Here is a 12,917-nt window from a genome sequence, read left to right on the forward strand (position 1 = left end):
ATGAACGTACGAAACAGTTCGCCTATTCTTACCACGCCGCAGCTGACAGGAACGGTTTTGTCCTTGGTGCTATTGTCACGCCTGGAAATACTCATGACAGTCATATCCTTGAGCCTTTGATAGAGAAAGTAATTGAGAAAGTTGGAAAGCCTGAAGCTGTTGCTGCTGACGCTGCCTATAAAACCCCTGCTATTGCACAGTATCTGTTAGGTAATGATATCAAGCCAGTATTACCGTACACTCGTCCCCACACAAAAGAGGGATTCCTGAGAAAACACGAGTATGTCTATGATGAGTACTATGATTGCTATATCTGCCCAGACGGGCAGTTGTTAGAGTATGTCACCACTACGAAGGAAGGATATCGTCAGTATAAGTCGATTCCCGCCATCTGTAAGGATTGTTCCATACTTTCACAATGTACTTTGAGCCAGAATCACCAGAAGGTGATCCAAAGGCACGTGTGGCAAGATGCTGTGGAGGAAGCGGACCATCTTCGTCATCAAGACGACATCAAGGCAATCTACGCAAGAAGAAAAGAAACCATCGAGCGTGTATTCGCCGATGGAAAAGAAAAGCATGGTATGCGTTGGACAACCCTACGGGGTCTTAAAAAATTGTCCATGCAAGCGATGCTTACTTTTGCTGCCATGAATCTGAAAAAGATGGCCAGCTGGACATGGCAAGGTCCAGAAATGGCCAAAGAAAATACCTCTTCGAGGCATCTATATCCTTAAAAACCAAGAAAAAACACAAAAGGCACTTCGAATGTTTCCATTCGAAATGCCTTTTGTCTACAATCTGAAACACACGTTTCCACGTGTGTTTTTAGTTATGTTTATATCGTTAATTATAAATGATAAAGAAGTCCATATTTTTGTATCAAAAATAATTATCTAGAAGCTTAGGATAAATTGTGAAACTTATTGAAATCAATTACTTGGACTAGATTTCATGTCTGTGTGCCGCTAACTGAAGTTACACCAAGAAAATGGTGATAATGTCCTCCATTCGGTAAGGTATTTTCAGGTCCGGTAACTGCTCGTATATCATGATTATGTCCATCATCAAAAGAAGTAACGGTAAAGTACTAATGCCAATGAGGCACTCCAGTTGGAGTTGGCTCTGTTCTTCCAGCATATCGGTGCCAATGTCCAGCATTAAATGAGGTTACTCCGGCGAAATGATGACTGTGCAGCGGTCTTCCGTCCCATGAAGTTAGTAATAAAATATGAGAATGCTCAGAATCCATATTAGAATCAGGGGAAACGATAAAACCTGTGATAGGGATTTCCATTGTTGATATTCCACCTTTCTTATTCTTTTCGAAACTTCCTTATTGTTTTACTAAACTCATCAATATTCTTAATTTCCTTTTATTTTGAGCAGTATGGTTTTTAAGTATTAGCATTGATAATTGTCTTTTCATTTTTCTAGAAGACAAATCTAAAACATAATGGAACTATTCCAATTTTTTTGAGAAGGTTTTGAGGGAATAGTCTGTAGTCATTGCAATGCATAGGTTTATAGAAGAATAACCAGATTTGAATAGATGGCTTTTATGTTTTTTTATGAAGAATATAGCTTTAGCGCATTTGAGGCTTTAACCCAGTAAGATGTGCTTCAAACATGTCGATAATTTCAAGAAAATGTTCTGCCTCACGGAAAACATGGTCTGCGAGTAGAGGATGAATAATACTTTTTATTCTGCATTCTTCTATTAAATCTCGTGCGGTTTTTTTGAAATCTCTAAGAGAAACCACAGATACACGATTCTGATCAAGGAATTGATCTAAAAGCGGAACTGTTTGGGATTGTGGTTTCATTCCTTCTAAATCCCTAGCTTGAAATAGCAGCTCATCAAAATCATGACTAAAGTTTCTAGCCATATCTACAAGCTTTCTTTCAGATGGGTCAAGAAGGTGGCCAATGAATTTTGCATGATCCCCCATTATTCTTAAAAAGAAAACATTTTCCTTAATGATGGCGTCGGGAAGTGCTTTTAATTTCCCTTCATTTAATTCAATTAAACGTTTTCTAAAATAGTTAGCTTCTCTACTTATGTGATCAACTAAAAGTGGAAAATTATTGGCACCAGGTAATTGGCAAGACAATATTAATCCTAACACTTTTCTTTTAAATGCAAATATGTTAGTCGCAGCTAATTGAACTTCCGAATTAAATCTTCGTATTTGTTCGGGGTCAGTTTGTTCTGTGAATAAATGAGATCTTTGTTCAATCTGTTCGAATAAATGATAATATTGATTTGCTTCTGCTATTAATTGTGTATCTTCACACCTAAAACCTAATCTAAGGAATAATGAATGCTCTTTCATGATTCTTGACCAAAAGCGGATTTCCTCTAAGGACCGTGCAACAAACAATACTGGATTTATTTGATTTATTGATTCATCAGGTTGTTCATTCCAATTCATATCAAAATCCCTCCAATTTTACTTATTATTGCCTGTCAAAAATGTAATTCCAAAAATGAAGGTGACCCTGAAATAGAGGTAAATATAATAACTGAATGATGGATTATTCTAATTGTATTCAAAAGTGAGTTGTCCAATGATAAGAAAGAGATATGATGAACTATTCCATTGTCTTAGTAGAAATAATAATTTAGGTATTGTCTGTAGTTTTTAAACAGATCTGGGAATGCTCTTACTTATAGTATTGCGTTTGTAATAGCAGTATCTTATTGTTGGAAGGAGTTATGACGAAGAATTATTATCTTATCTACTAATTGAAATAACGTTGTCAGTTGACAATTCAATAAAAAGTGCTTTATGATTTATTCATAGTTGAATCTGTCTCCTAAAGGGGAGTAGCTTTTATGACAAAGTCGTCATTACGGAGTTTGCACTCTCGGCTTTGTCGGCAACATATCGTTGTTAGCGAGACCTTTACCAATTGGTAAAGGTTTCTATTTGGATAAAACCTTTACCGAAAATGGTAAAGGTTTTTTTAGGTTTATAGAGATTATACGAAAGAAGGTAATTACATGAGAAAATTAAAAACAACTTTATCTGAGTTAATAAGTAAAAACAAGGAAGAACTTCTTAAAGATAGGGAAGTAATTGCGGAAATTGAAAAACGTATTGACGAAAAATATACAAATAAATGATATAGGGGGTTTTTGTTCTTGTTATTAAGGAAATACATGTCTCTTATAGGAATAGGATCTGCACAGATTGATCTTATTTTGTCTAAGGATACTTACAAGGTTGGGGAACATATAGAGGGATACTTTTTAATTAAAGGCGGTACAATAGATCAACAATTAAGGCGAATTGACTGTGAATTGATTAAGAGAGAAGAACTTATGGGTAATGAAGAAATAATTGATATACAAACCATTTTGACATCGAAACGAATCGAATCAGAAGAAATATACAAAATCACTTTTTCGTTTAAACTGCCAAGTTCTATCTTTGTTTCGTCTGAAGAAATATCTTATTGTTTTAAAACGAAGCTAACTTTTAATGAAGGGGTAGAAAGTAGAGACCAGGATATCATTCGCATCATTTAGTTACAATCATTAAGATGAGAAAGGATTGAGTCACTGATGGTGGAAACGAAAGAAGAACTACTAGTTGAATTAAAAAAGAGTAAAGATTGGGAGAAAAACCAGAACGGATTATGGTTTTGGGAAAAGCTTGGTCGTCTTCCATTCAAGATTCTGGACAAACTTACACCTGCTTTTATACACAAGAAGATTGGCGTAATACTAGATGAGTTAGGTCAATATATTCAATCAGGAGGAAGATATCTAAGCTCAGTGTCTTCACTAAAGTCCTATTATCCTCATAAAAACATCCAATCGTTAGAGGATTTGGATATGGTATCTATTTCTGAAATGGATCATGCAGTTAGCAAACTTAAAAATAGCCGAAGACGACTAGCAACAGTTCAAGGGGCAAGCACAGGTATTGGGGGATTATTCACTTTATCAATTGATATACCGTTGCTTCTCGGGCTTCAAATAAAAACTCTTCAGGATATTGCTATTTGCTACGGTTATAATCCGAATGATAAAAAGGAAAGAGTATTTATTGTAAAAATCCTACAATTTGTTTCCTCAGATATTGTAGGAAAACAAGCGATAATAAAACAAATATCTCTCATAGATTCCCCAGATGAAGAAGCAAAAAGAAATGTTATTTCAGAACTTCAAGGATGGAGAGAGGTTGTGATAAAATATCGGGATCATGTCGGTTGGAAGAAGATTTTTCAAATGATTCCAATAGCCGGAATAGTTTTTGGGGCTTTCATTAACCGTTCTGCGATTAACGAACTTTCTGAAGCTGGGATAATGCTTTATCGAAAGAGAAGGATTGAAGAACGTTTAGTTCAATTAGATAAATACACTATAGAAAAATAAACATAAAATCGCAGACTGGAAAACTTATTAGTAAAAAACTGTTATATGCTAGGCTTGTAACAATAAAGAGATTCAATCAAAATTAACATAGATATTACTGCGGTCTAGAAGGGGATGGGTGGGGAATATGGAGTATGTCTTAGAAGGGCTCCCAAATCATCCAATTATAGTAAGTGTCATTAGTGTGATTCTTAATATTGTTGTAGCCATCTCAGGTGTGCTTCCTAGCGCTGCCATTACTGCTGGAAATATAGTCTTCTTTGGTTTTAAAGTAGGGCTATTAGTCTCTATTATTGGAGAGGCTGCAGGAGCTATTGTAAGTTTTATCCTTTATCGTAAAGGGTTAAATAAAATATTTTCTAGCGATGAAGTGAAGAATAGATTTTTAAACAAATTAAAGTATACACGTGGGCTAGAAGCAGTTCTCTTGGTACTCTTACTACGAATATTTCCTTTTGTACCTTCGGGAGCTGTTACTTTAGCTGCAGCGTATAGTCAAATGCGATTGCCTTCTTTCATCATTGCTAGCACCGTAGGAAAAGTTCCATCGCTATTTATTGAAGCGTATTCCGTAGATCGAGTGCTGAAATTATCAGTAGAATGGCAAATTGGCATTAGTTTGGTAATGATTTTGTTCATCATTACTTATATATGTTTGAAGCGAAAACGCGCTAATTAATTCATTATAAAGTTTTTTTAAATCATATGTTTGGTTTTTCTTGGATTACAATCATATGTCTGATACAGCATTTGATATAATGTTAATAATTAAACCTCAGAGGTTGAGCATATGTATCAAGAAATTAATAGAATAAGCCCGTTTTTGAACTAAGATAATTGTTGTCTAGCTCCAGAAGCTTTAAATAACCTGAGCCACTAAAAGTCAAAGAGCGACTTTTGGTGACTCAGGTTATTTGCTTGTCGCCTAAGGCAGAGAGCCTTGCGCTTTTCTAATTAAGCAGCCATTTTCCTACATTCTTCCGCACATCTAAAGCATGCGTCTGCACATTTCTGGCAGTGATCATGGTCATGCTTTTTACATTCATTACCGCAAGCTTCACAAATTTCTGCACACAATTGGCAAATTTGCTTAGCAAATGGGCTGTTAGACTGCATAGATTTGACAGCAAAACTGCATATATCTGCACATTCACGATCCATGCGTATACAATCTACCATCATGTCCATATCTTTTTCCTTTAGGCAGGAATCATAACAGGTATTGCAGGCTTCCATGCACTCCAAACAAGCTTGGATGCACTGTTCGTAAGAGTGAGTAATCATACTATCATCCTTCCTTTAGAATATGAACATTATTAATCTTCCCGATTGAAAAATATATAAACTGTATAAAAATGAATCGTATTCATCATTCGATTTACTTATACCCCGTATAGGTATATAATAAAAGGAAAGGAGCTGAATAAAGATGATGAAACAATTCCATGTAGGAATCCTGCTTTTCAATGATGTTGATGCCATGGATTTCGTAGGACCTTACGAAGTTTTTAATCTTTCAACTTATAAAGATAGTGACGTATCAAAATTGTTTTTAAACCAATTGGATGTAAAAGATAAACCTTTTAAAGTTAATACAGTTTCACAAGATGGCGAACTTATAACAGTACATAATGGATTAAAGATTCATCCAGATTACAGCTTTAAGACTGCACCATCTTTTGATATCGTCGTTATACCTGGGGGACCGTATAGAGCTGTAAAAACTGTTTCCCATAATGAAAAAGTGATTAATTGGATTGCCAATCAACAAGATGATAAGTTAATCCTGTCAGTTTGTACGGGGGCTTTATTTTTAGCAAAAGCAGGATTGTTAAATGGAAAACAAGCTACGACTAATCAAGCTGCTTTAGACTTATTAGAAAAATCTTATCCAGAGGTGGAAGTGATAGGAGGAGTCAAGTTTGTGGATCAAGGAAATGTTGTAACTGCAGCAGGGATATCAGCTGGAATTGATATGTCACTACATGTAGTTGGAAGACTCTTAGGTAATGATGCAGCTACTCGAACAGCAAATGCTATTGAATATCATCAAAATTAATCTAAGAGAATCAAGTTTGATTAGTATTTTAACGCTTCTATATCAACCAGGGAAATGACGTGAGATATGTTGCAACCAAGATGACGAAATGGTAAAAGTTAATCGTTAATGGTTGAATCCCGTTCAGTACCGAAAATGCAAAATCTAAGAAATTAATTATCAAATGGCATTCTTACTGAAGATTTGTTATCTTTGAAGAAATAATAGGAGAAGGGGAGATTTAGATGGCAGTAATCCAAGTAAATTTCATGTCAAAGACATTAGGCAGATCAGTCCCGATGAATGTCATATTGCCAGTGGATAAGATGACTTTTCCAGGGATGCCAGTAAGAGCGGAGAAACCTTACAAGACATTATATCTTCTTCACGGTGTTTTAGGTAACTACACTGATTGGGTCACTGGAACAAATATTGTTAGATGGGCCATGGAAAGGGACCTTGCAGTTGTCATGCCATCTGGTGATAATATGTTTTACGTAGACAACCCATGGACAGTTACCAATCAATATGGTGAGTTTATTGGGAAAGAACTAGTAGATATTACGAGAAAGATGTTTCCCTTATCTGAGAAAAAAGAAGATACATATATAGCAGGTCTTTCGATGGGAGGATACGGAGCTCTTAGAAATGGTTTAAAATATCATGATACATTCGGATGTATTGCAGCGCTATCCTCAGCCCTAATCATTGATGGAATTGAAAACACAACAAACGATGGTCCGTTTTTTGCAACTCGAGGCTATTTAGAAGGTTGTTTTGGTGATCTCACTAAGGTAGCGGAAAGTGACATGAATCCAAAATGGCTTGCTAATAAATTGGTGGAAGATAAAGTAAACATCCCCGACATTTATTTGGCATGTGGTAAAGAAGACAGTCTACTTGAGGCAAATCAAGATTTCAGAAATTACCTTAAGAATCTTGATATTGAGGTAACCTATGAAGAAGGGCCAGGAGGACATGATTGGGATTACTGGGGGCAGTATATTAAGAGAGTATTAGAATGGCTGCCTTTAGAAAATAAAGCTGAAGGTATTAATAGTGGAAATGTTGGAATCTAATCAGATGTTCTAACTCAACGCGGATATCTAATGTGATATCCGCGTTACAATACTAAAAAAAATTCAGCTTAAATATCAGACTTAAAATACAATTGATCTACTCACAAGTTTCTTTCTAACAATATCCCAACTTGCTCCGCCATAACATATGATGGATAGGGCATTTTGTTTTTTATCCACCACTCCACAATCCCAACAAAGGACATCATAATGAATTGAAGGACAATATCTTCATTTAATCCACGATTTTTTCCAAATTTGACTTTAACTGCATTTTTGAATGCTTCTGCTAGAAATTCAATGAACTGTGTACGAAAATACGGCGCTCCTTTACTTGCTAACATTGTAGAGAAGAATTGATAATTGCTTTTGATATATTCAAACCAGATTTGATTTGCATCTATATAATCCATTTCTTGTGCAGATTCACACATTTCCTGCATTTCGCTCATGTGTTCTTCAATGAGCTTATCAAGTAAATCAAATTTATCTATATAATGAGAGTAAATCGTGCCCCGACTTACATTCGCCCTGTCGGAAATCTCTTGCATGGTAATATCGTCGAAATTTTTTTCAGATATTAGTTCAATAACAGCGTGTTTAATTACTTCTTGTGATTTCAGTCTTCTTCTATCAATACTAGACATTAATAAAGATCCCACATCCTTAAATATAATGAATATATTATTTAGTTTGTTTCATGAACGAACAAACCAGTTCTATTTCATGCCGCAAAAGATGCTTTTAACTTTTGCGGCATGAATGACTTAGATATAAAGCATCATTAAGTACATTACTTCGAAACTTAACAACTTTATATTTTTATGCATTTAACCTTTGGTCATATATTTCCCTCAAACGCTTGATATCTTCTCTCGGAGGAAAACCAAACATGCGTGAATATTCACGACTGAATTGTGATGGACTTTCGTACCCAACTCGAAATGCGACATCAGCGGCATCTGTAGATTCGGATAATAATAGGCGTCGAGCTTCTTGCAGTCTCAATTGTTTTTGGAATTGAATTGGACTCATAGCAGTTACCTCTTTAAAGTGCCTATGCAACGAAGAAACACTCATATTAGCTATTTCCGCAAGTTCCTCAATACGTATCAGTTGATCGTAGTTATTTTTGATTTGCTCGATGACGTCTCCAATTCGATGGGTATAACTTTCTTCTATTGCAATTTGGCCCAATCTAACTCCATATGGACCTTGAAGGACTCTATATAGAATTTCCTTTGTAAAAAGAGGAGCAAGCACAGGAATATCTTTCGGTTTGTCTATTAAACGAACCAACCTGCCTACCGCATCTAAAATGGTTGGCTCGATCCGGCTAACAAACATACCTCGCTTCGTTTTTTCTTTCGTCCCAACTTGTATATCAGAATCACTTAAAATCTCTAATATTTGACTTGGAGTGAATTCAAGCTTGATACACAAATACGGAACATCAGAAGCTGCCTTGATGACTTTACCAGTAACTGGCAAGTCAACCGAAGCAACGAGGTAATCACCTGGACTGTACAAAAAGCGTTCCTGACCAAGAAATACTTCTTTTTCACCTTGGAGGATAATGCATAAAGAAGGCTTATAAACTCCGTGTTTTGGTTCAGTAACTTTAGACTCACGAATGAAAAATAGAGAAGGGATTTCCGTTGCATGAACACCATCTTGACCTGAATAACGCTTTATTATTTCGGCGAGCTTATCGTGTTCTTTATATATTTCTTCAGACATGACTACCTCCGTGTTCCGACCTTCATGGTTTTATTATAAAACATATTTTTTCTTTGAGTAAGTGTTGTGAGAGGATTAGGCAATCAATTAGGAGGAATGCGATATCTGGCGCTTTTTCCTATCTGTCATAATAATAAGGCAGACACTGCTATAATCTTAATTAATGTAAATGCTTTCTTTCTATCTATAAAGATAGGAAATTGCAAATATAGGAAAGTGAGGAACAAGTGAATGGACTATGTGAAACTTGGAAATACCGGTTTGGATGTATCTCGCCTTTGCCTCGGATGTATGAGTTTTGGTGTACCTGAGAGAGGCATTGCACCATGGTCGCTTACTGAAGAGAAAAGCAGGCCGATCATAAAGAAAGCACTTGAGTTAGGGATCAATTTTTTTGATACAGCAAATATTTATTCAGACGGTACGAGTGAGGAAATAGTAGGACGTGCTCTAAAAGACTATGCAAATCGTGATGAAATTGTTTTAGCGACAAAGGTTTATTTCCGCATGCATGATGGTCCAAATGGTGCCGGACTTTCTCGAAAAGCAATTATGAGTGAAATTGATAAAAGTCTTAATAGACTTGGAACAGATTATGTAGATTTATACCAAATTCATCGGTGGGATTACACTACTCCGATTGAAGAAACGATGGAAGCATTACATGATGTTGTGAAGGCTGGAAAGGTAAGATACATTGGTGCTTCTTCGATGTATGCTTGGCAATTTCTGAAAGCATTAAACGTATCAGAGAAAAACGGATGGACTCGATTTGTATCCATGCAAAATCAAATCAATCTTTTATATCGTGAGGAAGAAAGGGAAATGCTTCCGCTTTGTAAAGAAGAAAAAATTGCGGTGATTCCTTGGAGCCCACTTGCAAAAGGAAGATTAACTCGCGATTGGGTAGAAACAACGCATCGTTCGGAAATCGATGAAACGGCTAAGTGGTTTTATGATCCAACTGCAGAAGCAGATCAAGTAGTGGTAGAAAGAGTGAAAGAAGTTGCAGAAAAACGCGGGATACCAAGAGCACAAGTTGCACTTGCTTGGGTATTGCAAAAGGAGCCAATTACTTCTCCTATTATTGGTACGACGAAATTATCACATCTTGATGATGCCGTTGCTGCACTTTCGGTTGCATTAACACCTGAAGAAATTGCTTACATGGAGGAACCTTATGTACCACATTCTATTGTTGGTTTTGAATAATAAAATTTGAAACCAAACGAAGATATACATCTAAGGAGGATTGCACCATGGAACGCCTATGGACGAAGTCATTTATCCTAATGATGGTTGGGATGTTTTTTCTGTTTACAGGTTTTTATATGCTATACCCAACGCTCCCGCTGTTTATTAAACAGATAGGTGGAAACGAATCACATGTTGGTCTTGCGATGGGTGCATTTATGTTATCTGCTGTTATTCTTCGTCCAATTATTGGTGGGATGCTGGACCGTTTTGGTCGCCGTTCTTTCATGGTATGGGGTCTCCTCTTATTCGCCATTGCAATGTATATGTATGAATGGATTGCAGGAATAGCTGTTTTGATTGCGCTTAGAATATTGCATGGAATAAGTTGGGGTGTGTCCACAACTTCAATGCTAACAGCGATAACAGATATGATTCCAAAAACTAGGCGAGGAGAAGGGTTGGGATGGTCAGGGATGGCTATGACCCTAGCTATGGCAATCGGTCCACTTTTAGGGATCTGGTTTTCGGATAATCTATCATATCACTTTTTGTTTCTTTTTGGTTCGGTCCTCACAATCGCAGCGTTACTTTTGACATTTGGAGCGAAAATGCCATTTCAGCCGCAGCCAGGTACAAAGCGTATTGAAATGTTTGAAAAGTCGGTATTACCCGTTACAGCATCAGTATTTTTTCTATTTATTGCTTATGGCAGCATCACCACCTTTGTACCATTATTTGCTGACTCGATTCATGTCAATTCCGGTACATTTTTTCTAATCTATGCTTTGACACTTCTTTTAGTCCGTCCGATTGCTGGGAAGCTTTCCGACCGGTACGGTGAAGCATTTATCATTGTGCCCGCACTTGCTGTTACCATTTTAGCTTTAATTGCCTTGGGATTTTCAACTGGGATGATTGGCGTGCTTGTTTCGGCAATTTTATTCGGAATTGGTTTCGGTTCCGCTCAACCTGCACTTCAAGCAGCGACAATCAATCTTGTTCAGCCAGAACGTATAGGAGTAGCAAATGCTTCTTTTACAACTGCTACAGATCTAGGAATTGGCCTAGGAGCAATTGTATTAGGATGGGTCTCTCAGCATACGAGTTATCAGATATTATTCACGGTTAGTGCAATGTCGGTAGCTTTGTCTTTGTTACTGTTTACTTTCTTTGTAATTCGTTTGTTGAAAAAGAAAAGCTTACAAATTAGCAAATCAAGTTAAAAATGATTTGACTGCTGATAAACGTTAACTTTCTTCGTTGCTCATTGTCCATTATGGCAACTTCGCTCCACAGAAGAATTCGTGACTCGAAAGACAAATGCTTTCAACTAGTCTTAATGTAATTCAAAATAAATTTGTCTACAAACTGGTTTCTTTCTTTAAATTTAAAAAAACTCAACTATAGGAAAGTGAGGATTTTCCAATGGAATATGTAAAACTAGGGAATACAGGTCTAGATGTATCAAGAATTTGTCTTGGAACGATGGGTTTTGGGGATGTTAACACTGGATTTCATCCATGGGTGCTAGACGAGGAGAATAGTCGAACAGTTATTAAAAAAGCTCTTGATTTAGGGGTTAACTTTTTTGATACAGCAAATGTGTATTCAAATGGAACGAGCGAGGAATATGTTGGACGTGCATTGAAGGATTATGCCAATCGTGATGAAATTGTACTTGCGACGAAAGTTCGTTTCAGAATGCATGATGGTCCAAATGGAGAGGGGCTTTCTCGAAAAGCCATTATGAGTGAAATTGATAAAAGTCTTAAGAGACTTGGAACGGATTATGTGGATCTTTATCAGATTCATCGCTGGGATTACAATACTCCAATTGAAGAAACAATGGAAGCATTGCACGATTTGGTGAAGGCTGGGAAGGTAAGGTATATTGGCGCTTCTGCCATGTATGCTTGGCAGTTCCTAAAGGCTTTGCATGTAGCGGAGAAAAATGGTTGGACACGATTCGTATCGATGCAGAATCATTACAACCTTATGTACCGCGAAGAGGAGAGGGAAATGATGCCTCTTTGTAAGGAAGAAAATATCGCTGTAATTCCATATAGCCCGCTCGCATCAGGAAGATTGACTCGAAACGTGGAGGATACAACTTATCGTTCCGAAACGGATCGAGCTCAGAAAGCGAAATATGATGAGACTGCTAAACACGACCGGTTGGTAATAGAACGGGTTGCGGAGCTTGCGGAAAAACATGGAGTTCCTCGTTCTCAAATCGCATTAGCTTGGTTGTTGAATAAAGAACCGGTAACAGCTCCGATTGTAGGTGCTACAAAAATATCTCATCTTGAAGATGCGGTAGCTGCTCTTTCGGTCAAGTTATCACCTGAGGAAATGGCTTTTCTTGAAGAGCCTTATGTTCCTCATCCGATAAGTGGTTTTTAAATAATGATGGAAGTATGGAGAAAAGCAGAGATACCGTTTTATTAAAGGGTATTTCTGCTTTTCATTTAAATAT

At 36.8% G+C, this 12,917-nt stretch carries 15 protein-coding genes; 10 read left to right on the forward strand and 5 right to left on the reverse strand.

What is annotated here, in order from left to right:
* Positions 1–737 (forward strand): transposase (locus MT489_RS12440; RefSeq protein WP_244681889.1); only part of this gene is annotated, 737 nt, incomplete at its 5' end.
* 353 nt (positions 738–1,090) lie between these two features.
* On the opposite strand, the gene MT489_RS22320 is transcribed toward MT489_RS12440, so the two are convergent.
* Entirely contained in the window at positions 1,091–1,297 is a 207-nt protein-coding gene (locus MT489_RS22320; protein WP_307415704.1) for a hypothetical protein, read from the reverse strand.
* A gap of 289 nt (positions 1,298–1,586) precedes the next feature.
* Positions 1,587–2,435: a DUF2935 domain-containing protein gene (locus MT489_RS12450; RefSeq protein ID WP_244681890.1), complete on the reverse strand. Its 849-nt coding sequence runs from the start codon at positions 2,433–2,435 to the stop codon at positions 1,587–1,589.
* A gap of 572 nt (positions 2,436–3,007) precedes the next feature.
* On the opposite strand from MT489_RS12450, the gene MT489_RS12455 reads away from it, so the two are divergent.
* From MT489_RS12455 to MT489_RS12470, 4 genes are all read left to right on the forward strand, one after another.
* The gene (locus MT489_RS12455) at positions 3,008–3,130 is read left to right on the forward strand and encodes an FbpB family small basic protein (RefSeq protein WP_244681891.1); all 123 of its coding nucleotides are present in this window, start codon (positions 3,008–3,010) and stop codon (positions 3,128–3,130) included.
* A gap of 18 nt (positions 3,131–3,148) precedes the next feature.
* Positions 3,149–3,535 carry a sporulation protein gene (locus tag MT489_RS12460; RefSeq protein ID WP_244681892.1) on the forward strand — a complete coding sequence of 129 codons (387 nt, stop codon included), beginning with the start codon at positions 3,149–3,151 and terminating at the stop codon, positions 3,533–3,535.
* Between the two features lie 36 nt (positions 3,536–3,571).
* The gene (locus tag MT489_RS12465) at positions 3,572–4,387 is read left to right on the forward strand and encodes an EcsC family protein (RefSeq protein WP_244681893.1); all 816 of its coding nucleotides are present in this window, start codon (positions 3,572–3,574) and stop codon (positions 4,385–4,387) included.
* A gap of 127 nt (positions 4,388–4,514) precedes the next feature.
* Positions 4,515–5,066, forward strand: coding sequence for a TVP38/TMEM64 family protein (locus tag MT489_RS12470; protein ID WP_244681894.1), 552 nt, complete (start codon positions 4,515–4,517; stop codon positions 5,064–5,066).
* Between the two features lie 275 nt (positions 5,067–5,341).
* Here MT489_RS12470 and MT489_RS12475 read toward each other — a convergent pair whose 3' ends face one another.
* Positions 5,342–5,671, reverse strand: a complete 330-nt coding sequence (locus MT489_RS12475; RefSeq protein WP_244681895.1) for a four-helix bundle copper-binding protein — start codon at positions 5,669–5,671, stop codon at positions 5,342–5,344.
* A gap of 145 nt (positions 5,672–5,816) precedes the next feature.
* Here MT489_RS12475 and MT489_RS12480 point away from each other — a divergent pair, with 145 nt between their 5' ends.
* Positions 5,817–6,446: a DJ-1/PfpI family protein gene (locus tag MT489_RS12480; protein WP_244681896.1), complete on the forward strand. Its 630-nt coding sequence runs from the start codon at positions 5,817–5,819 to the stop codon at positions 6,444–6,446.
* Positions 6,447–6,670: 224 nt separating this feature from the next.
* Positions 6,671–7,504, forward strand: a complete 834-nt coding sequence (locus MT489_RS12485) for an alpha/beta hydrolase (protein WP_244681897.1) — start codon at positions 6,671–6,673, stop codon at positions 7,502–7,504.
* Positions 7,505–7,605: 101 nt separating this feature from the next.
* Here the strand turns inward: MT489_RS12485 and MT489_RS12490 are convergent, their stop codons facing one another.
* Positions 7,606–8,151, reverse strand: a complete 546-nt coding sequence (locus MT489_RS12490; protein WP_244681898.1) for a TetR/AcrR family transcriptional regulator — start codon at positions 8,149–8,151, stop codon at positions 7,606–7,608.
* A 175-nt stretch (positions 8,152–8,326) separates the two neighbouring features.
* A complete protein-coding gene (locus MT489_RS12495; protein WP_244681899.1) occupies positions 8,327–9,244 on the reverse strand; it encodes an AraC family transcriptional regulator in 918 nt (305 codons plus the stop codon).
* Between the two features lie 231 nt (positions 9,245–9,475).
* Between MT489_RS12495 and MT489_RS12500 the strand changes: the two genes are divergently transcribed.
* From MT489_RS12500 to MT489_RS12510, 3 genes are all read left to right on the forward strand, one after another.
* Positions 9,476–10,456: an aldo/keto reductase gene (locus tag MT489_RS12500; RefSeq protein WP_244681900.1), complete on the forward strand. Its 981-nt coding sequence runs from the start codon at positions 9,476–9,478 to the stop codon at positions 10,454–10,456.
* On the forward strand, positions 10,456–11,664 hold the full coding sequence (locus MT489_RS12505; protein ID WP_342345945.1) for an MFS transporter: 1,209 nt from the start codon (positions 10,456–10,458) through the stop codon (positions 11,662–11,664). Before MT489_RS12500 ends, MT489_RS12505 begins: the two co-directional genes overlap by 1 nt.
* 202 nt (positions 11,665–11,866) lie before the next feature.
* Positions 11,867–12,844, forward strand: coding sequence for an aldo/keto reductase (locus MT489_RS12510; protein ID WP_244681902.1), 978 nt, complete (start codon positions 11,867–11,869; stop codon positions 12,842–12,844).
* Positions 12,845–12,917 lie beyond the last annotated feature (73 nt).

Origin of the sequence: Lederbergia wuyishanensis (assembly GCF_022900255.1) — a bacterium.
Taxonomy (GTDB): domain Bacteria; phylum Bacillota; class Bacilli; order Bacillales; family Bacillaceae_C; genus Lederbergia; species Lederbergia wuyishanensis.